The following is a 19,995-nucleotide window of genomic DNA, read 5'->3' on the forward strand; positions in this document are numbered from 1 at the left end:
CTTCGCGCGCGACCGCAGCGATGATCGGGCCGGCGGTCGGGTCGGCCCAGCCCCAGCCAACGGGCTGTCGCTGAGCCGACCGAGGCCAGAGAGCACAGGTCCCGTCGATCCTCCCGGTCGAACCCCTGACCTCTGATGTGCCGGGGCGTAGCCGCTCGTCCATGTGTGTGCTGGCGGCAGCTCAGTGGCCGTGCTGGGCCTGCATCTGGTCAGCCGTCAGGATGTGCGCCCCGGGGCCTGGGACGAAAACAGATTCAGTCCCGGTGTCGTCCCAGCGGACGAGGAACGGCGGCTCGCCCGCCGGGCCGTGCACCTCAAGGATCAGGCCGCGCCGCTTCGGCGTGTCCAGGTGCGTGCTCTCCACCACAACCCAGTTCCCCTGCGTAGCCTTCATGCCGCCCTCCCTTCCACAGACGGCCCGCGGGCCGAAGCCGTCCACAACCGACTCTGCTCGCCTTCCGGCGGTCAGTCCAGAGCCGGAGGGGTCAGGAGGAGTTGGGGGAGGGTTTCGGCCCACCAGGTCTGGACCTGGTCGGGGGACCAGGTCCGCTCGATGGTGAGGGTGTTGTAGACGTCGATCGTGCAAAGTGCGGCGTAGATGTCGAGGGCTTGGGGGACGTCTACGCGCAGGGTGCCGGGGGGCCAGGAGGTGAAGACCTGATGGCGGGCCTCGTCGGCGCGGCGGCGTCCGTCGGCGTAGGTGTTCGCCAGGTCGGGCTCGGTGCGGCCTGCGTCGCGAACCAGCTGGATCACGTCGCCGGCGCGCTCGTAGAGGCGGCGGTCGTAGGCGGCCATGGCGGCGAGTTGGTCGCGGGGTCCGGCGACGGCGAGTTCTTCGACGAGTCGCGGCAGGTCGGCGGCCAGGTCGGCCGCGTCGGCCAGGGCGAGAGCGAGGCCGGTCTTGTTGCGATAGGTCGCGTAGATGGTCGGTACGGAGACGCCGGCCTCCCGCGCGACGTCGCGCACCGTGGTGGCTGCCCATCCGTGAGCGACGAACAGCTCGCGCGCCGTACGGGCGATCTCGGCTCGGGTCTCCTGTGCCTGCGCCGCCCGCCGCAGCGATTCGTATCGCCGCCGCTCACCGCCGGATCCGCTGTCCTCGCTCACTCAGGTCCTCTCTGTTCGATATTCACTTTACGCCTGTCATAATCAATAGATGACTACTCAATTCAATCGTATCGGTGGCTTGGGCGCGATCGGCTTCGCCACCATGATCGTCCTGGGCAACCTGATCACAGTCCCGGCCGGGCATCCGTCACCCGGAGCCGACCCCGCCGAGGCGAGCAGGTTCGTGGCCGATCACCGCGGGCTCGTGCAATGGTCCTCGGCGCTGACGCCGATCGCCTGGTTCGGCATCGCGCTCTTCGCGGCCGGCGCCTTCGTGGTGCTCTGGCCGCTGGAACGCCGGCGCGGCGAGGCCTGGTCGGTGGTCGGCGTCGCGGGACTCCTCCTCCAGACGGCGGTGTTCGTCGGGGTGATCGGCGCCAGGCTCGCAGTGGTGCAGCAACCCGGCGAGGCGAGCGCACTGTGGCCGTTGCAGGATGCGCTGCTCACCCTCAACGGCACCTTTCTCGCGGTCGCGCTGATCGGGCTGTCCATCGCCGGCTTCCGCTGCGGACTCATTCGGCGTTGGCACCAACTGCTCGGATTCACCGCGGCCACGCTGACTTTCGCTTCCGCCGTACTGACGCCGCTCGTGATCGACCGGGGTGGAGTCTTCGGCCTGATCGGGCTGACCGGCTGGCTGCTCTGGGTCGTCTGGCTACTGGCCTACGGCACCGCCCTCATCAAGCACCCGTTGAGCAGGCCGGCTGAGTAGTTGTACCGATTTCGGGGGTGGCGGGGTCGGGCAGGCTGCTGGGTATGTCGAAGATCTGGGTGTTCTGTGGGGCTGTGGTCGTCACGGTTGTTGCCATCGTGCTGGTTGCGATCGCCGACGTGCCGCTGCAGGAGATCCTTTCGTTGTTCCTGGCTGCTCTGTGCCTGTTGTGGCTGATTCTGTTGCTGACTGTGCCGTGGAACCTGTACTTCCAGGCGCATGCGTTGATTCACGAGATCCGGACGAGCCGTGACCGCGGCATCGACGTACCGGCCGAGCGGGAGCCGGAGGTACGACGGATTGCCTCGCGCATGCGTTGGTTCGCGGTCGGCTCGCATCTGGTGTCCGCGGCACTCGTTGCCTTGGTCACCTATTTTTCCGGTGGCGCGATCGGCTACTACCTGGCCGGCCTCTACTTGGTCAGCACGTTCTTCCGCCCGGCCGGCGCCTACTTCAGCTACCTGCGCGACCGGATGACCGCGATGCTGCAAGACGTCAAGCACCCCCGTGACGACCTGATCGAAACCCTTCGCCGCCTGGACACCCTGAAGACCGACCTCAAGACCTTGCGGGCGGAATCGAATGATCAGCACGTCCGCCTGTCTCAGCTGGAGCAGGGGCTGGCCGCTGCCGAAGCGAGCGCCGTTGCCCGGGACAGAGCGTTGCACGCCAAGGTCGACGCCCATGCCCGCCAGTTCGAGCACTCGTTGACCCGCCTCACCGACAACCAGGAAGTCATCGCCGGCCTCAAAGCCTTCCTCCGCCTCACCCGCTCAGAACTCAGCTGATCAGTGACCGGCCGCATCCAACGCGATCGGTGTCGTGAGGTTGCGAACCTCGCGGACCACGAACATCGGTACGGCGGACACCGCCATGCCCGCGGTGCCGACGGCGACCGCCACCGTGGGACCGAACGTGCTGCCCAGGACGCCGCCCAGTGCGGCTCCGAGGGGGAGTACGCCGTACGTGAATGTCCGATAGGCGCCGTTGCTCCGGGCAAGCGAAGTGCGGGGGATCAACAGCTGGCGGATGGTCACCGACAACACGTTCGCACCGCCCAGGCCGATGCCGGCTCCGAACTGCACGAGCCCGAGCAGAACGCCGTACTCGAGGCCACGCCCGGGCAGGAAGGCCAGCGCTACGGGCACCCCTGTCGACAACGTGATCGAGCCGAGCAATGCGGGACCGTAGCCGAAGCGCCGCGCGGGGCGTAACACGATCATCGCGCCGACGAACGCTCCGACGCCGCCCGCGCTCAGCGCGATGCCGTAACCACCTGCGGACACGCCACGGTCTTTCACCGCAAGAATCACCAGGTTGACGACCATGATCTGTGCGGCGCCGTTGTACAACGCGACGCCGACCGTCATGGACCGCAGGAAGGGACTCACTGCGATCTGCCGGACGCCTTCCCACAGGCCGGGCCGCTCATCGGTCGACTGCGGTGCAGCCTCCGTGCGTCGCGCGGCAGCGATGCCGACGGCGCTCGCCACGTAGGAGATCGCATCGACCAGCAGTGCGATGGCGGGCCCGAGCATCTGCACCAAGAGGCCCGCGAGGCCCGGGCCTCCGACCTGAGCAGCCGTGGACGAGCCCTGAAGGGCTCGATTCGCGGCCGGCAGCTCTTGCTCGGGGACGAAGTCCGGCAGGTACGCGAACGAGGCGATGTCGAACAGGACACTCGCGGCGCCGACCACCAGCGCGACTGCGACCAGGATCGCCACCGAGAGGTGATCGAACGCCCAGGCCAAGGGGATCGCCGCTACGGCGGCTGCCCGGAGCAGGTCGGTGGCGACCATCAGTCCGCGTTTCCGCCGCCCTTCGAGCCAGTGGCCGGCGAGCAACGGAAGGACCGCGCTCGGCAGATAGCTCGCAGTCGCGATCGCACTGACGCCTGCGGCGCCGGCGTCGAGGGTGATCGCCGCAGTCAGCGGCAGCGCCACCGCAGTCACGTGGGTACCCACCGCGGACACCGACTGGCCGGCCCAGAACCGCTTGAAATCGCCGTCCATCCTCGTCAACCGCGGTGGATGAGGGCTCATACGTGCTCCAGGAAGGCTTCGAGTACGGCGTTGAACTCCGCCGTACGCTCGAGATTCGGCAGATGGGCGGCGCCTTCGACGACGGTCAACGTCGAATCCGGAAGCGTCGTGTGCATCAGTTCGGCGTCCGCGATCGGGGTGAAGTCGTCTTCGCTCCCGACGATGACCAGGGCCGGAACTGTCGCGCCTTCGAGCGTTGCGAGATAGTCCGGCCGATCGGCGCGCCCGCGCAGCGCCGCGGCCCCGCCGGCCGGCGGCGTCCCGAGCATCATCGTCATGACGTCGTGGCCAAGGTCCGGCGCCGCCAGCAAGTTGCTGGGGGCCACCATCTGGAGCAGGACCTCTTCGGCGTACGGCGGCATCCCTTCGGCCAGCAGGCGGTCGGCCATCTGATGCCGGACGGCACGGCCGGCCCGGGTCTCGGCCCGGGCCGAGGTGGCGGCGAGGATCAGACCGGTGATGCGCTCGGGGAAGAGCCGGTAGCACTCCATCGCGATCTGCCCGCCCATCGACAAGCCGCCCAGAACGAAGGTGCCGATGCCCAGGTGATCGGCCAGACCGATCACGTCACCGGCGAACGTCTCGAACGCCGTGGTCCCGGGCCGCACGGAGGTCTCTCCGTAACCGCGGAGATCCGCGGCGACGACGCGGAAGCCCAGTGCTGCGAAGTGTTCGAGCTGCGGCTGCCACATGGTGCGATCGAACGGATGCCCATGTACCAGAACGAGCACCCGCTGACCACTGCCCATCTCGTCGTAGGCGACGGTGATGTCACCGATCGTTGCTGTCGGCATCGTTCTCCTCAGAGCCGCGGCGGCTGGACGTTCTCACCATATGCACTGAGATTGCTCGGATCAATGATAATATTGCTCTCGGTGCAATGATCGCGGTGCGAGGAGCTGAGATGGCGGAGGACTATCGGGGGATCGCGGACCAGGTCGGGGCTGACATCAGCGCCGGCCGGCTGCGGCCGGGGGAGCGGTTGCCGACCCAGCGCCGGTTCGCACGCGATCGGCGGATCGCCGTGTCGACCGCCAGTCGCGTGTACGGCGAGCTGGTGCGCCGCGGTCTGGTGGTGGGCGAGGTGGGCCGGGGGACCTTCGTCCGGACCACCGAGCGGGCCACCGAGGTGCTGACGGAACCGGCGCGGGCCGGCGTCGACCTGGAGTTCAACTTTCCGATCCTGCCCGGCCAGGCTGAGCTCCTGGCGCCCAGCCTTGCGGGACTGGTTCGGCCTGATGTGCTGACGGCCGCGTTGCGGCCGGCAACCGTCAGCGGCACCACCGAAGCGCGAGAGACGGCGGCGGAGTTCCTGTCCCGACCGCAGTGGAGTCCGCAGCCGGAGGAGATCCTCTTCGCCGGCAACGGGCGCCAGGCGCTCGCAGCAGCCGTTGCAGCACTGGTGGGACCGGGGGAGCGGCTCGGTGTCGAGGCTTTGACCTACCCCGTCATGAAAGGCATCGCCGCTCGGCTCGGTGTGACGCTGGTGCCGCTGGCGATGGATGCTCACGGCATCGAACCTGCCGCCCTTCGGACTGCTGGTGTTCGCGCTGTCTACCTGCAGCCGACCCTCCACAACCCACTGGGCATCACGATGCCCGAGGACCGCCGCGCTGACGTCGCGGCCGTGCTCGCAGAGCTGGACCTGCCCGCGATCGAGGACATGGTCAACGGATTCCTCGAGCCAACGGTGACCCCGCTGGCCGCACTGGCGCCGTACCACACAGTCTTGGTGGACAGCTTGACCAAGCGACTCGCACCAGGCCTCACCACAGGCTTCGTGGTCGCGCCCCGCATGCTGAAGAGCGGTCTGTCCTCCGCACTACGATCCGGAGGCTGGACGGCTCCTGCCTTTGCCGTGGAGGCCGCGACCCGCTGGATCGCCGACGGCTCGGTGGCAAAGATCGTGGCGGCCAAGCTGGACGACGCGCAGGCCCGGCAGCGGATCGCCGCCGACCGGCTCACCGGGTTCACCGTCTCGGCCAACCCGTCCGCCTACCACCTGTGGTGGTCGCTTCCCGCGCCGTGGCGGGCCGAGACCTTCGTCGGCGCCGCCGCCAGACACGGCATCGCCGTCACCCCGGCAGCCGCCTTCACCACCGGCCCCGGCCAGGCCCCGAACGCGATTCGGCTCGCTCTCGCCTCACCCCCGATCGAGATCCTCGAGCAGGCCTTGGAAACCCTGGCAGAGGTGGCCAGATCCACCCCCGACGACACCGACTACGAGTAACTCAGCACTTCAGGCAGCTCCGGCTCGGTGGGTGTCCAGCAGGTACTGCGCTCTGAATTCTCGAGGGCTCATGTCGTAGCGCTGGCGGAAGGCGACGCTCAGGGCGCTGTTGGAGGAGAATCCGCAGCTGTGGGCGAGTTCGCCGATGACGATGTGGGCGGGGCTGCGGAGGCGTTCGTGCACGAGCGCGAGTCGTTCTTCGCGGATCAGGTCGCGGGGCGTCGTACCTGCGCGCTGCATGGCCAGCTGGACCTGCCGTAGCGACCAGCCGAGGGCACGTGCCACTGTGGCGCCGGTCAGGGTCGGGTCGGTGGCGTGCTCTCGGACGTAGCGTCTGACCATGGCTTCGACCTCGGCCAGGCCGCTCTCGGTGTCCGGTCGGTCGTCGCCGACGGCGAGCATGGACAGGAGATCGACCAGCCGGTCGCAGACCGCGTCGAATTCGGCGGCCGACAGGTGTGCTCGCTGGGCGAACAGTTCGCCCAGCATGCCCACGAGGACGCGGCCCAAGCCGCGGTTGAGATCGAGCATGCGGGATGCCGACCGGCGTGCCCCGGGGCGGAGGCGGTTGTCCAGCTCCGTCCCGGGAATCGTCAGCAGGGCGATGTCCGCGTGGTCGAGCTTTGCTTCGAACGGCGAAGTGGACGACGCCAGAAACGCCCCACCTGGGCCGACCCGGAACTCCTGATCATCTTGGCTGACCAGCAATTGACCGCGGATCGTCACCATCAGCGTGCGGCTGTCGTGCGGGTCCGCGGACGCCATGGGGGCGGTTCGATGTCCCTGCGCACAGTCGGCCGAGACCCGGCCGAGGGTGTAGGCGACCGTGCCCATGCGAAGCAGCCGGCCCCGGAAGGTCCCTGGCGAACAGGTCGGATCCACTCGATAACGGGTGGCCGCGCTGAGGACGCTCATCCAGTATTCGACACGTTCCGGTGGTCTGACGTCGTCCGTCGACCATGAGGCGATCGAGTAGGGCGAGATCGCGGTAGACATAGGGGCCTCACTTCGTTCCGGCGCAAAGAGCCTGGGGCGGTTGGTTCTGACGGCTCGTCGATCGACGGTTCAGTCGAGTGCGTCGATGGCCTTCTTCGCTGCGGCGTGCAACGGCACTGGGTCGGTCGTCGCGGCGTTCTTGAGGTCTATCCCCTTGGCTGCGGGATTGACTTGCACGAGGGCTGCTTTGTTCTGGAGGAGCAGGCTGGTGAGTTTCCCGGCCAGGTCGTCGGGCATGTCCTTACGCACCAGCAGCAGGTTCGGCACAACGATCGTCTGGGTGTCGGCCGGCTGCTTGTACGTCGCGGCCGGGATCACGCCCGCGGTGTACACCGTGCCGTGCGCCTTCTGTAGGGCAGGCAGTACGTCGTCGAGCGGGAGGAAGCGCACCTTGGCGCCCATCGACGTGGTGAGGTCGCTGATGCCGCTGGTGGGCAGGCCGCCGGACCAGACCAGCGCGTCGATCTGGCCGCTCTTCATCGCGTCCACCGACTCGGGCAGACCGAGCCGCTGGGCCGTGACGTCCTTCACCGGGTCGACACCGGCGGCCGTGAGCAGGCGTCGCGCGATCACCTCGGTGCCGGAGTTCGGCGAACCGGTGGAGATCCGCTTGCCCTTCAGATCGGCCATCTTCGTGATACCGGACGACGCCCGTACGACGACCTGGGTGGAGTTCGAGTACAGCCGGGTCAGCGCGACGATGTCCTGCGGCGCAGCGAAGCTGTTCTTGCCCTGGACCGCGTCGGCGGCGGTGTCGGCCAGGGAGAAGGCGATGTCGTAGGTCCCGGCGGTCAGTCCCTGGATGTTCTGCACCGAGGCGCCGGTCTCGCTGGCAGTGGCGCGGTACCCCTCGAGGTTGTCCGAGATCAGTGAGGCCAGGGCACCGCCGAGCTGGTAGTACACGCCGGTGGTGTTACCGGTCGCGATGGTGAGGCGACCGCCTTCGGCACCGTTACCCGGCTCGGGCTTGCGTTGACCGCCGCAGGCGGCCATCGAGACCGTCAGTGCGAGGGTGACCACCACAGTGGACAAAGAACGGAATCTCATGTGGGTAAGGGCCCTTCCGTGGTGTTCCGCAGGCGTTGACGCCGTGCGAGGTTGATGACGACAGCGACCCCGAGCAGCGCCAGGCCGACGCCGATCGTGGTGGGTGCGAGATACAGCAACAGCAACGCGGCCGGGAAACAGAGGACTCGCTCCAGCCACCCGGCCCGTACGACGATCCATCCGCCGGTGACCACCGCCAGTGCGGCGACGGCGAGCGCCGAGACCGCCAGCGTCCACGCCGCACCTCCCAGACCTTCGAGGCCCAGCAGGTTGGCCCCGTTCGGCGTCAGCACGAACGCGAAGGGCACCAGGAACGCGGGCAGCGTGTACTTCCACGCCTGCCACATGGTCGGGATGGCACGCCCGCCGGTGATCGCCGCCGTCGCCACCGCGGCAAGAGCGGTGGGCGGCGACACCTCCGACAGTACGGCGTAGTAGAAGATGAACATGTACGCCTCGGCCGGGGCCACGCCGAGCTGGAACAGGGCGGGCGCGATCACCACGGCGGCGATGATGAACGACGCGGTGACGGGTACCGCCAACCCGAGCACCATGACCGCGAACGCCGACAGCGTGACGGTCATGATCAGTACGACGGTGTGGTTCTCGGAGATCGCGGATGCCGCGGACACGATGATCTCGGCGAGGTTCAGACCGAGACCGGTCTGGGTGACGACGGCGACGATGATCCCGGCCACGGCACAGGTCGCCACGACGGGCAGCACCGAGCGGGTGCCCTGTGCGAGCGCCATGCCGAGCCGGCGTGGCGTCAACCGGTGCTCACGGTCCAGGAACGACAGTCCGATCTGCAGCAACGTCGCGTAGACGACGGCCTTGAACGGCGGGATGTCCATCGCCATGAAGCCGATGATGAGGAACAGCGACACGAAGTGGTATCCGAACCGCAGCAGCAGCCGGCGCGCCGACCGGGTCGACGGCTCGGCCGCTTCGGTACCGTGCCGCCGGGCGTCCATCTCGATCGCCAGCAGGATGCCGAGGTAGTACAAGACGGTCGGGACGGTCGCGTAGCCGAGCACCACGAGATAGCTGACCTGGAGATACTCGGCGATGATGAACGCCGCCGCGCCGAGCGTGGGCGGCGACAGAATCGCCCCGATACCGGCGGCTGCGAGCATGCCGCCCGCTGGTTCGGCCGGGTATCCCGCGCGGCGGAGGATGGGCCAGGCGACTGTGCCCAGCGATACCGCTGTCGCCGTACCGGATCCCGACACTGTGCCCAGCAGGAAGCCCGCCAGTGTGACGGTCCGCCCCGGAGCCGTGCGGCTGCGTTTGAAGGCGGCGAACGACACGTCGATGAAGAACTTCCCGGCACCCGAGGCGTCCAGTACGGCGCCATAGATCGTGAACAGGACGATGTAGCTCGCCGCCACCGCCAACGGCGTCCCGTAGAAGCCCGCCGTCCCCATGAACAACTGCGCCACGATCGCCGAGAAGTCGAAACCTTGGTGCGCCAACGACCACGTGTACGGCAGATAGCCGCCGTAGTAGGCGTAGGCGATGAACAGCAGGCTCACCAGCGGCAGAACCCAGCCCGTCGTACGCCGACAGGCCTCCAGGGCCAGCACCAGCAGCAACGCGCCCGCCAGCAGATCGAGTTGGGTCGGAGCCTGTCGACGCTCCAGAAACGCGTCGAAGTCCAGCAACGGATACAGCGCGACCAACAACGCGACCGACGCCATAACCCAGTCCGCGACCGGCGGGTCGTCGCGGCGTCGATCACCGCGGAACGGGTTCAGGAATGCCGGCACCCGCCAACCGCGGTAACACAGCAGCGCACCCGGCAACACCGCGGCGAGAAACAGCATCAGGTAGAACTGCGTCCCTGCCGGAATCGGAAAGAATACCTGTACCAGAACGCCGGCACTGACCAATGCGCAGAACCCCGAGATAGCGCGGTCCAGAACCGGGCTCAGCCCCCGCGCCGGCCTTTCCTGCTCGAAAGCAGCCAATTCCTCCGCGCTCGGAATGGTGATCGTCACGAGGCCTCCTGTTAATGATTCTCCGCACACAATCCTCAGTTCGCAGGTTTCCCACAACCCCCTGTGTCGCATCCTTACGTCGCCTTAAGAAGAAGCCCTGGACAGGGGTCGGCCCGGACCCCAGAGACGCCTGGGATCCGGGCCGATGATGCGGAGCTACTCAGCAGATGCTGAAGATGTTGTGCCCCCAGGCCTTCCACGAGACCACACACTTCGTCTTCTGCTTGGGCTTGGTGTTGCGGCTCGGGGAGCGGGTGTCGCCGCCGAGCATCTCGTAGAGCATCCACAGGCCGACGCCTCGTTTGGTCGCCGTTCGGTCGGCCTTGAACTCGCCCTTGACCTTGCCGAGTTGTCCCCGCGGAGTGACGCCGCCCTTCTTCCAGATCTCGCCGGCCCGGTAGAGGGTCCAGCTGCCCCGGGCGACGATGTACCACTTGACGTAGTGCCACCCGCCGCCGTCGTGCTGCCCCTTCCCGATGGCCGAGCCGAGCACGGCGCAGGTGTTGGCCGGGGTGCCCCTGATGAACCGGCAGATCGCGTAGCCGGCGCCGGCGACCTTCACCAGCGCGTAGTCCTCGCCGCCGAGGATGGAATTCTTCTTCCTCTTGGCCCGGTCCTTCGCTTGTTGCTGTTTCTTCTTCTTCGCCTTCGCGGCGGCTTTCTTGGCCGCCTTCTTCTTGAGCTTGGCCGCCTTCTGGGCGGCTTTCTTGGCAGCGGCCTTCTTCGCCGCCCGCTTGGCCGCCGCGATCTTCTCCTGCTTTTTCTTCTTCGCGAGGTAGCGCTGGTAGTCGCAGCCGTCGCAGTAGTGCTTGGCCTTCTTGGCCGCCTTCTTGTGCGCCTTCTTCTTTTTCTTGGGGGCCTTGTTGTAGCCGCCGCAGCCGTCGCAGTAGTGGCCGCCGGGCAGGACGCGCCACTCGCCGTCGGGGTCAGCGGCCGTGATCGGGGTGTTGTCGGCGTACGCGTAGCCGTTCAGCTGTTGCGGGTTGTCGAAGTCGGCGATGGGGTCGGTGGAGACGAAGCGTCCGCGGGCGGAGTCGTATTCGCGGGCGCCGAGGTGGGTGAGTCCGGTGGGGTCGTCGACGCCGTCGACGTAGCCGTGTTTGTCGGGCCAGGTCGCGGGTTTGATGCCGCGGGCAACGCCGAACGGGGTGAAGCGGCGCCGCTCCGGACTGAGGTCGCTGGCGTCGACCGAAAGCGTGTTGGTGCCGTGATGGTCGGCGACGGTGAAGCTGAGACCCGACTCGTTGCGGACGCCGCTGGTGGTACCGAGGTCGTAGTACCGGGTGGCTGTCACCGTGCCGGTGGGGCTGAGCTGGAGTTCGGAGTTGTCGAGATAGAGGGTGGTGCCGTCGGTGTCGCGGGCGATGAGCCGGTCGCCGTCGGCGTCGTACAGGTAGCTGGTGGCCTCGCCGTTCTCGGTGAGGGTGGCCAGGTTGCCTTCGACGTCCCAGGTGAGCGTCTGGGCCTTCCCAGCGACGTTGCGGGCGGTGGTGTTGCCCACCGCGTCGTAGGTGAAGGTGTCCGTCCGGGTGCCGGTGGCGACGCCGGACAGCGCGTGTGGCCGGGGTCCTCCGGCGGCTGGGTAGCTGTAGGTGGATGTGGTCGCGGCGCCGGTCGCCGGGTCGTGGTTGGTCTCGCTGAGCCGGTTGCCGGTCTTGTCGTAGGTCCAGCCCTGCCAGTACGGCGCGGCTCCGGCCAGTGCGCTAGCGCTGGGCGCTGCGGCACAGTCGGCAGCAGGGGTCCAGGCCTCGGTGAGTCGGCGCAGGTGGTCGTAGCTGAAGCATTGGACATCACTCGTGCCGTCTTGGGGTGTGTCGGCGATCTTGGTGATGTTGCCGGACGCGTCGTAGGTGTACTTCACGTCCGCCAGGTGTTCGGGGGCAGTGGAGCGGTCGACCAGGACCCGGTCCAGCTTCCTGGTCGCGTCGTCATAGAACGCGGAGTGGACGAGCTGCTTGCCGGCTGTGGCGGACAGAGTCGACTGGGCGACCTCGTCGTACGGCGTGTAGGTCGCCGCAGTGAGCATCGTGCCGAGACCACTGCTCGCGGTCTGCAACCGGCCGGCCGCGTCGTAGCCGTACCGCAGTGTCTCCGCCGCGAGCGCACCCGCTGCCGGGTAGGACACCAGCGACGGCAGCCCGGTAGCGGTGTAGCCGGTGTTGGTCTTGTACGACCCGGCCAGCGCGCCCTCGGACGTGGGAATCGTGACGGTCTTGGTCAGCGGCCGGTAGCGGATGTCGTAGGCATCGACCGACTTGGTGTAGGCATTGCCGTTCACGAAGCGGGTCGAGGTCGCGAGCATGCCCTTGACGCTGGTGCCCGAGGTGAGGGTGTCGTAGGTCCACTGAGCGCGCTTGGTGCCGGAAGTGGATCCGTCGAACATGCCCGTACGACGGCCCATCGCGTCGTAGGTGTAGGCGAGCGTGGCGCCGCGCGCGTCGGTGCTGGTGAGCATCTGGCCGGCGTTGTCGTAGGTGAAGCTGCTCGTCCCGGTGTCAGGGTCTTCGCGTTGGGTGACCCGGCCGCGCAGGTCGTAGGTGGTGTCCCACTTGTTGCCCGCCGGGTCGGTCGTGGTGACCATGTCGCCGCGCTTGTTGTAGGTGTAGGTGGTCGCGTCGTAGGAACCGGTCGGCGAACCGCCGGTGTATTGGCGCAGTTCTACCTCCGCATCGTCGGCATCGGTGATCGACGTGGTGGCCGTCTGGCCGTCCGGCGGGTCCACGCTGATGCGGTCTCCGCCGTACGTGGTAGTGGTGCGCCACTTCTCGAACCCGTGCGAGCGGAAGATCTCCACCGTTTCGCGTTCGGCGCCGTCGTACACGGTCAGGTCCTGGCCGGGCACGGACGCGTCGGTCACTCCGGTCAGCAACGTCGTACTGGCAGCGCCGCTGTTCCAGTACGCGCCGTTCGACTTTACCTCCAGGCCGCGTGAGTCGTAGAACGTGTCGGTCACGACCCGGCCGCCGTCAGCCGCGGGGTCTTGCGTCTGCCGTTCGCGCAACTGGCCGTCGAACAGGTCGTGGCTGGCCTCGTACGTGCCGTCGTCGCGGACCTCCTCGGTGGTGATCACCGACGGCGCGTCCTGGCGGATCAGGTAGGAGTACTTGGTGTTCGGGGTCTTTCCGGCCGCCTTGGACCGGTCTGGCAGCCACACCGCGGTGATCCGGCCGAGCGGGTCCCGCGCCGTGTCGGTACGCCGCCCGTTCAGGTCGACCTCGGCGACCGTCTCACCGAACGCAGGCTCGACGGTTGTCGTGGTCACATGCCCGGCCGGGTTGGTCACTGCGATGGCGGTGACGGCCCCGCCACTCGTCGGTGTATAGACGGCCGACGACTTGCGGTCCAGCTGGTCGTAGGTCTCGATCGGCCGGCCGTAGGAGTCGTAGACCGTGCGCCCCTCCTGGGTGTAGACCGGCGTGCTGCCCGAGTAGGAGGCGAGTTCCTTGGTGAGGGTCTCGTCGCCCTTGGTCGGCGCCGCACCCAGTGTGGTGGATCCGTCGTAGTAGGTCAGGTCGTCCGACACTGCGTCGGCCGGGTACGACGGTGTCGCGGTGCAGGCCACGGACACGGTCTGTTCGCGGGCCTCGAAATCGATCAGCCACGACGCGGTGTTGCGGGCGTACGTGGTGCGGGTACATTCCTCGTCGCCGGTCTTGGCGGTGTCGCCGAGGTCGTTCTCCTCGACCTCGAGTCCGTAGGAGTCGTAGGTGCTGCGGGTCTCGGTGTTGCGCCATCCACCGGTCGACAGCGCCTCACGGGACCGTTCGGCGGCTTGGTGGACCATGTAGGCCTTGATCGTGCCGTTGCGGGTGACCTGGGTGGCGGTGGGGGACGAGATCAACGGGTCGGTGATCTGACCCTCGAGCACGCTGCCGCCCGCCTCGGTGTAGGTGAGGGACTCGCGTTCGAACCCGGCCAGCGCAGGGTGATCGGTGATCGTGCCGCCGAGGGAGTCGGTGACGGTCACCGAGCGGGTACCGCCGGACGCGAGCTTGTCGCCGTCCATGCCGCGCAGGTACAGGTTCTCTTCCTGGGAGCGGGTCTCGCCGGGGTTGCCGTGGAGCACCCGGACCCGGCCGAAGCCGCGCCACTGTCCCCACGTGCGGTACTTCTTCGGGGTCAGTTCGTTGTCGTCGTAGTGCCACGCGCCGCCGCCGAGGTACTCGTAGTCGGTGCGCTCGATCCCGGCCACGCCGGCCTGGTCGTCCTCCAGCACCGTGACCGGCACGTACTTGTGGAACCAGTCCAGCGTCAACGACGTCGACCCGTCGGCCTGCCAGTACTGCGGGAAACACCGCTTGGTGTTGTCGCCCGGAGCCGGCACCGCGCCCGCCGTACACTCCGTCGCCGAGTAGTTCACGTGGACGTGCCCACCGGCCTCGTCGTACACGTCGGTCAACCGCCACTTGTACATCGGCGGAATCCCTTCCGCGGCGTCCACCCGGTTGGCCAGCTGCACGCCCTGGAACGACACCGAAGGAAGTGACACGGTCCCGCCGACCTTGCCGGTCGCGGTGATCGACGCCAGCCACAACGCGGCCGAGCTTCCGTCACCAGGGTCACGGAACTGATAGCCCAGCGCCCACGACGTCGCATCCCGGTACGTCGTCCCGGACACCCACAGCTGGGTCGTCACCGTCGTCAGCCGCTTGCGCGTCCAGAACGTCGGCGAATAGAGCCCCGTGCACTTCGCACCCGCCGAACAGTTCTGGTCGTACGGCACGTCCGGCCAGTTCGCGGAATTGGCCGACGTGATGTCGCCGGTGGTGCAGGTCGCACCCGCCGCGCAGCGCTCGTCCACGGTGAACGACACCCGCATCGGAGCCGGCGCCGAGTACATCGACGTGGACCGCTGGCCGTAGTCGACCCGCTTCAGGTAGCCGCCGCGCACGTACTGGGTGCCGGCGGTCGCGGTCAGGTTCCGGCCGTAGTAGTTCGTCTCGCTGCCGTAGAAGTACGACATGGCGTTGCCGTTCGGGTCGACCACGTAGTCCAGGTTCCAGCGCCACGCCTGCGTGCAGTACGACGTCGCGAACGACGTCCCGTGGCACGGCTCAGCCGCGTCGTTGCCGAACACCGGCGCGGTCCAGACCGAACCGGTCTCCTCGTTACCCGCGGCCCATCCCGGCAGTCGGTTCAACCCGAAGTAGTACTGCGTGCCGTCCCGTGACGTCAGCCGCCAGTGCTCGCCGTCGTTGTCGCCGTTCACTCCGCCGGTCAACCGCTCCAGCCGCGAACCGTCGTCCTCCCGCAGTTTCCAGGTACCGGTGGCGTCGTCGCGCACCAGTTCGGACGCGGTCCCACCCAGCACCAGGTAGGCGTTGTCGGTCTCCCAGCACAGGTCCTGCGGCTTCGGTGTCGTCGTCACCTCATCCGCGCACGTCGTGTACCGCCGCTCGACGAACCCCTCGTCCATGCCCCAGCCTTCACCGACCCACGACGACTGGTTGTTCGTCGACGCCACCCGGCCGTCGATGTCACCCGACGAATAGCCCAGATCCAGATCTGGTTCCGGGCCGCCCAATCCCTCCGGGCTGTCCATCGGGTAGCCCCACGTGAACGCCCCTGACGAGCCGCCTGCGTTCCACGACGCCGATGCCGACAACGCGGTCGGCTTGTAGCTCCCCGCGCTGCCCGACGGCGCCGACGACAACGCGAGCACCGTCGCCTGACTCGACGCGGGGACCTCGGTAGCGATCCGGTTGTTGCCAGAGGCTTTGGACGTCAGCAGTTGCCCGTCGGAGCACCCTGCCTTGTCCGGTGTGGTCAGTGCACACGCCGGCAGCCGCACCAGTCGCAACCGGCTTGCCCAGTCACCGCCGTACGTCGAACGGAACGCCGAGTAGTCCACCTCGACCTTCACCTGGCCGCTGCTCGCAACCAGGTCGGTGCGACCGACGCTGAACAGCATCCCCGAAACGCCCAGCTTGTCAGCAGCCGAACGGTCGTGGACCTGAACGCGCACCCGGTTCAAGGGCGTCAACGCAGTGCCCTGGACCCGCCCCGCGCCGACGCGAACCGGCAACTGGCCGGCCTGCGTCACGGTGCCGTCGAGGGGGAGCGACACCTCCGCCGTACCCGGCGCCGGTCTTGTCACCTGTGGAGGTTGCTGCAGCACGGATGCGGCCTTCGGATCGGCCGGACGCGACCTCGGCACGGAATCGTGCCCACGCACCGACGACTCCTTCTGCGCCGCGGGCCGCCACGCATCCGACGTACCAACATCGGCCTGCGCGGCGGGCACCGCGACCAAGCTGCTGGCAGCGAGCGCGACGGCCGTGACTATTCCGGTGAACGGCACCAGCATGGCGCCACTCCTCTCATGAAACGGTGCAGTGTGGGGCGGGTGGGTCACAGCTGGGACGGCAAGTAGAGGTCGGCGATCTGCTGATCCGAGAGCACACCGGAATACATCTGTACGTCGTCGATGGCGCCGGTGAAGAAGTCACGCGGGCCGGCCGCTGACGTCCATTTCGTTCCGAAGCGTGCCGCGCCGGTCGCGTTCCACGCACTGCGGTGATACGTCTCGGCCGCGAACTGGCCGCCGACGTACAGGCGCAGCATCTGATCCTTCGCGTCGTACACCGCAGCGACGTGCGTCCACCCACCGGCCACTGGCTCGTCGAACGGGCCGACCGCCGTGTGTACCTCCGCCGACGGCGAGTCCGCGACCGGCATCTCCACCGACCAGCGATAGCCGCCGTACAGGTCGTCCCAGACGTATCCCAGGCTGAAACCGCTGACCTGCGAGCCGTCCTGACTGATCACGACTTCGTTCTTGCCGACCGCGGACGGCTTCACCCAGGCGGACACTGTGAAGCTGCCGTCGGTGCGGACCGCCGGCCCGGACGCCGTCAGCGCGCCGGTGCTGCCGTTCAGTTGCACCGCGTTGCCGGTCTTGCCTGCAACGCGGGACACGCCGCCGGCCGACCAAGTGGCCGGATGCGCCCCGGCGGCGTCGCCGGCCGTCGTACCGGAGCTCTCGTCCAGCAGCCAATGACCGTCGCGCCGGGCCACCTGCTGGATCTCGCCCGACAGCAATACCCGGCTGTGCACCTGCAGCTGGTCCAGATCACCCGGCCAGTACTCGCCGTACGTGCCGTTGACCTTCGACCGCCCGATCTGGAACGAGCCGGCCGCGTTCCACGGCGTGGTGTACGCCGTGGTCGCCTCGAGGACGCCGTTGACGTAAAGGCGGATCTGGGCGTTCGGTGCGTCGTACACACCGGTCAGGTGCACCCACCTGCCGTCCGCCGCAGGCACTGTGGTGGAGGTTGCCCTGGTGTACGTCGGCGAGGCGACGTCGGCCGAGGTTCGGCTGAAGATCCACCGCTTGGCGGAGCTCGAGTACGACAACGTGAAGGCGCCGGCCTGGGACCCGACCTGGGTGGCCACCACCGCGTTGTGCGAGATGTCGGTCAGTCGCACCCAGCTCGACACGGACAACGAGTTCAGCGTGTTGACCACCGCCCCGGTCGTCGCGGCGTACCCGGTCGTGCCGTTGAGCGTCAGGGCACCGCCTTGCCGGCCGTCGCCCCAGGACGCGCCGCCACCCAGGGTGGCGTTGTGCTTGACCGGCGCGGAGTCGACCGCCACGGTGCCGTCACCGGTCTCATCCAGTTTCCAGTCCCCGACCGGTCCCGGGGCTGCGCCGGCGTAGAACACCGCCGTCACCACCGCGGAACGGTTGCCTCCGGCATCGACCGAGCGGACGTGCAGCCAGTTCACGTACCGATCCGGTACGACGGCGATCGCCGCCTCGCCACCCGGCTGCGACGGCGTCGCGGTCAGGTTCAGCGTTGTCGACGTACCGTTCAAGGTGTACTCGTACTTGACCACGTCGGACTCACCGTTCGCGCCGAACGTGACCGGCAGGCTCGTCCCCATCACCGCGTTGCCGGTCCCGTTGTCCGGGAACCCCGACGACACCGCCGTGGGTGCCTCCGGCGCTGCGTCATCCACGGCGAACTCGCACCATGGGCTCCACGCGCTGACGTCGATACCGTCCTCGGCCCGCACCCGCCACTTGCCGACGGCACCGTTGCCGAAGGCACCCGACGGAACAGAGGTTGCCACGACCGTCGGCGTCGCGCCCGCGACGACCGGTGAGACGTACTCCCCGGCAGGCGCCGTACCGTCGGCCGTCCACCACTCGAAGCGCGCCTGGACCGAGTTGTCGACGTCATGGAGAGTCGCCCGGAGCGTCGGCGTCACCGTGGACACGACCAGCCGATCGGTACCCGTGACACAGGACGCCGAGCCTTCCGTGGTGAGGTTCGCCGGGGTGTCAGGAATCGTGTTGTAGTCGATGGTGATGCTCGGGTTGTTGGCGAACTTCCGCCACGAGTGCGCATCGTTCTTGCTCTCCGCTGCCGTCGACGAGCGAAGTCCCTGCGTGACGTTGGACCACCCGTTGGCCGCGGCGTTCGTGATCTGGCTGGTCACGTTGAACTCGACTCCGCCGGCCGGGCAACTCGACGACGAGAAGCCCTTCGCGAAGCTCTTCTTCTCCATCTGGTACGCCCACGTCGGCTGGTTCTTCCAGGTCGTCGCCGAGGAGATCGGGTTGGTCGCCCACACCTGCACCTCGCGCACCGTGCAGGACCACGACCAGGTCGAGATCGTCTGCAGCGTGGCCTTGAGGATGTGCTTGTACTTCACGCCGCTGGTGTCGAACTGGAAGAACGATCGGGTGCGCTTCTGGTCCTCGCCGTCATAGCCGACCCGGGCGACCTTCTCCGACGTTCCGAGGTTCGCGCCGTTGTAGAACGACGTGGTCGGGTAGTTGCTCCACACCTGGGTCCAGGCCTGCTTGACGCCGGACCACGACGGGTCGATGTAGACCGGGAACCGGGTGGTCTTGGCGGTCAGGAACGCCCGATTCGGCACGAGCGACAGCTGATCCCCGGCGACCCGGGCACCGACTGCCTTGACCTGGCCACCGGGTTGTACGGCGGACCCTTGACCGGAGGAGTCCCACATGTACGGCGCCGGTCCGCTGAACACGACGTCACCGGCCGGATCCGTCGCGGTCAGGCCGGCCGCCGTGGAACGAACCGTCAAACCCTTGGCTGACAGGCGATACGGCAGCGAAGCGAGTGCCGGGTTCGCCGCGGCCGCCGCGTTCTTGACGACCAGGATCTGCGACAGGCCGGCCGTCGAGGCGGTTAGGACGAGGTCGACACCGGGAAAGACCTCCCGGTACGTCGCGGTCTCGCCGGACAACTCCGGCTGGGGGAGTCGGCCCGGCCAGCCGACCGCCAGTTCACGGCCGTCGCGGCGAAGCCGCACCAGCGGCATCTCGCCGCCCCCGGAGAATGCCAGCTCGAGTGGGCCGGCGATCGGCGCCACCGTTCCGTCGGCTCTGGCCCGCAACGTCATGTCCACCGGCACCCACCCGGACGACGCGTGGACCCGCACAGGCAACGCCGACTCGTGCCTGGTGTAGGAACCGTCCGGATTGGCGAACACCTGCCCGGTCTCGGTGGTCAGCGCGCCGACCTCGACCTTGCGCCCGGTCCGGGCGGCGACATCCCGCGCCTGTGCTTCGCCCAGCACCGCTTCATCTGACAGCGTTGCGGAAGCAGCCGGCGTCGACGTGACGACCAGGAAAGCTCCGAAGAAGGCGAGGACACAGCTCATCGCCACCGACAACGAACCGGCCTGACGCAGCCGTTGCAGAACTCCGACAACACAACTGCGACGAGACAGAGTGGGTTTGCCCAACATGACGGCCTCCACGGCGACGAAGGAAGATCTGAGTCCTCCATGCCAAGGAACACGGTCCGGCACTGACACGTCCACGAGGGCCCTCGCGATCCTGCGCGTATCGACAACAGCCATGCGCGTGTCGACCCGGGG

At 67.9% G+C, this 19,995-nt stretch carries 12 protein-coding genes; 3 read left to right on the forward strand and 9 right to left on the reverse strand.

All coding sequences use genetic code 11. The annotated features are described in order from the left end of the window. Window positions 1-181 precede the first annotated feature (181 nt). Complete coding sequence (locus tag ABD231_RS39215) at window positions 182-394, reverse strand: DUF1918 domain-containing protein (protein ID WP_344164530.1); 213 nt, start codon at window positions 392-394, stop codon at window positions 182-184. 71 nt (window positions 395-465) lie between these two features. Further along, window positions 466-1,107, reverse strand: coding sequence for a TetR/AcrR family transcriptional regulator (locus ABD231_RS39220; protein ID WP_344164533.1), 642 nt, complete (start codon window positions 1,105-1,107; stop codon window positions 466-468). A gap of 49 nt (window positions 1,108-1,156) precedes the next feature. Between ABD231_RS39220 and ABD231_RS39225 the strand changes: the two genes are divergently transcribed. Both ABD231_RS39225 and ABD231_RS39230 read left to right on the forward strand, forming a co-directional pair. Beyond that, window positions 1,157-1,819, forward strand: a complete 663-nt coding sequence (locus tag ABD231_RS39225) for a hypothetical protein (protein WP_344164536.1) — start codon at window positions 1,157-1,159, stop codon at window positions 1,817-1,819. A 44-nt stretch (window positions 1,820-1,863) separates the two neighbouring features. After that, on the forward strand, window positions 1,864-2,607 hold the full coding sequence (locus ABD231_RS39230) for a hypothetical protein (RefSeq protein WP_344164539.1): 744 nt from the start codon (window positions 1,864-1,866) through the stop codon (window positions 2,605-2,607). Here ABD231_RS39230 and ABD231_RS39235 read toward each other — a convergent pair whose 3' ends face one another. Both ABD231_RS39235 and ABD231_RS39240 read right to left on the reverse strand, forming a co-directional pair. Further along, a complete protein-coding gene (locus ABD231_RS39235) occupies window positions 2,608-3,861 on the reverse strand; it encodes an MFS transporter (protein ID WP_344164542.1) in 1,254 nt (417 codons plus the stop codon). Further along, entirely contained in the window at window positions 3,858-4,655 is a 798-nt protein-coding gene (locus ABD231_RS39240) for an alpha/beta fold hydrolase (RefSeq protein ID WP_344164544.1), read from the reverse strand. The genes ABD231_RS39235 and ABD231_RS39240 overlap by 4 nt, the downstream gene beginning before the upstream one ends. Window positions 4,656-4,765: 110 nt before the next feature. On the opposite strand from ABD231_RS39240, the gene ABD231_RS39245 reads away from it, so the two are divergent. Next, entirely contained in the window at window positions 4,766-6,091 is a 1,326-nt protein-coding gene (locus tag ABD231_RS39245) for an aminotransferase-like domain-containing protein (RefSeq protein WP_344164548.1), read from the forward strand. A gap of 9 nt (window positions 6,092-6,100) precedes the next feature. On the opposite strand, the gene ABD231_RS39250 is transcribed toward ABD231_RS39245, so the two are convergent. From ABD231_RS39250 to ABD231_RS39270, 5 genes are all read right to left on the reverse strand, one after another. Next, window positions 6,101-7,087: a helix-turn-helix domain-containing protein gene (locus ABD231_RS39250; RefSeq protein ID WP_344164551.1), complete on the reverse strand. Its 987-nt coding sequence runs from the start codon at window positions 7,085-7,087 to the stop codon at window positions 6,101-6,103. 69 nt (window positions 7,088-7,156) lie between these two features. Next, window positions 7,157-8,134 (reverse strand): TAXI family TRAP transporter solute-binding subunit, encoded by a 978-nt coding sequence (locus ABD231_RS39255; RefSeq protein WP_344164554.1) that lies wholly within the window; start codon window positions 8,132-8,134, stop codon window positions 7,157-7,159. Beyond that, entirely contained in the window at window positions 8,131-10,134 is a 2,004-nt protein-coding gene (locus ABD231_RS39260) for a TRAP transporter permease (RefSeq protein ID WP_344164557.1), read from the reverse strand. Before ABD231_RS39260 ends, ABD231_RS39255 begins: the two co-directional genes overlap by 4 nt. Before the next feature lie 160 nt (window positions 10,135-10,294). After that, window positions 10,295-16,441 carry an RHS repeat-associated core domain-containing protein gene (locus ABD231_RS39265; protein ID WP_344164560.1) on the reverse strand — a complete coding sequence of 2,049 codons (6,147 nt, stop codon included), beginning with the start codon at window positions 16,439-16,441 and terminating at the stop codon, window positions 10,295-10,297. A gap of 44 nt (window positions 16,442-16,485) precedes the next feature. Then, window positions 16,486-19,863 carry a LamG-like jellyroll fold domain-containing protein gene (locus tag ABD231_RS39270; protein WP_344164563.1) on the reverse strand — a complete coding sequence of 1,126 codons (3,378 nt, stop codon included), beginning with the start codon at window positions 19,861-19,863 and terminating at the stop codon, window positions 16,486-16,488. Window positions 19,864-19,995: the final 132 nt, after the last annotated feature.

Origin of the sequence: Kribbella yunnanensis (genome assembly GCF_039529655.1) — a bacterium.
GTDB classification, from domain to species: Bacteria; Actinomycetota; Actinomycetes; order Propionibacteriales; family Kribbellaceae; genus Kribbella; species Kribbella yunnanensis.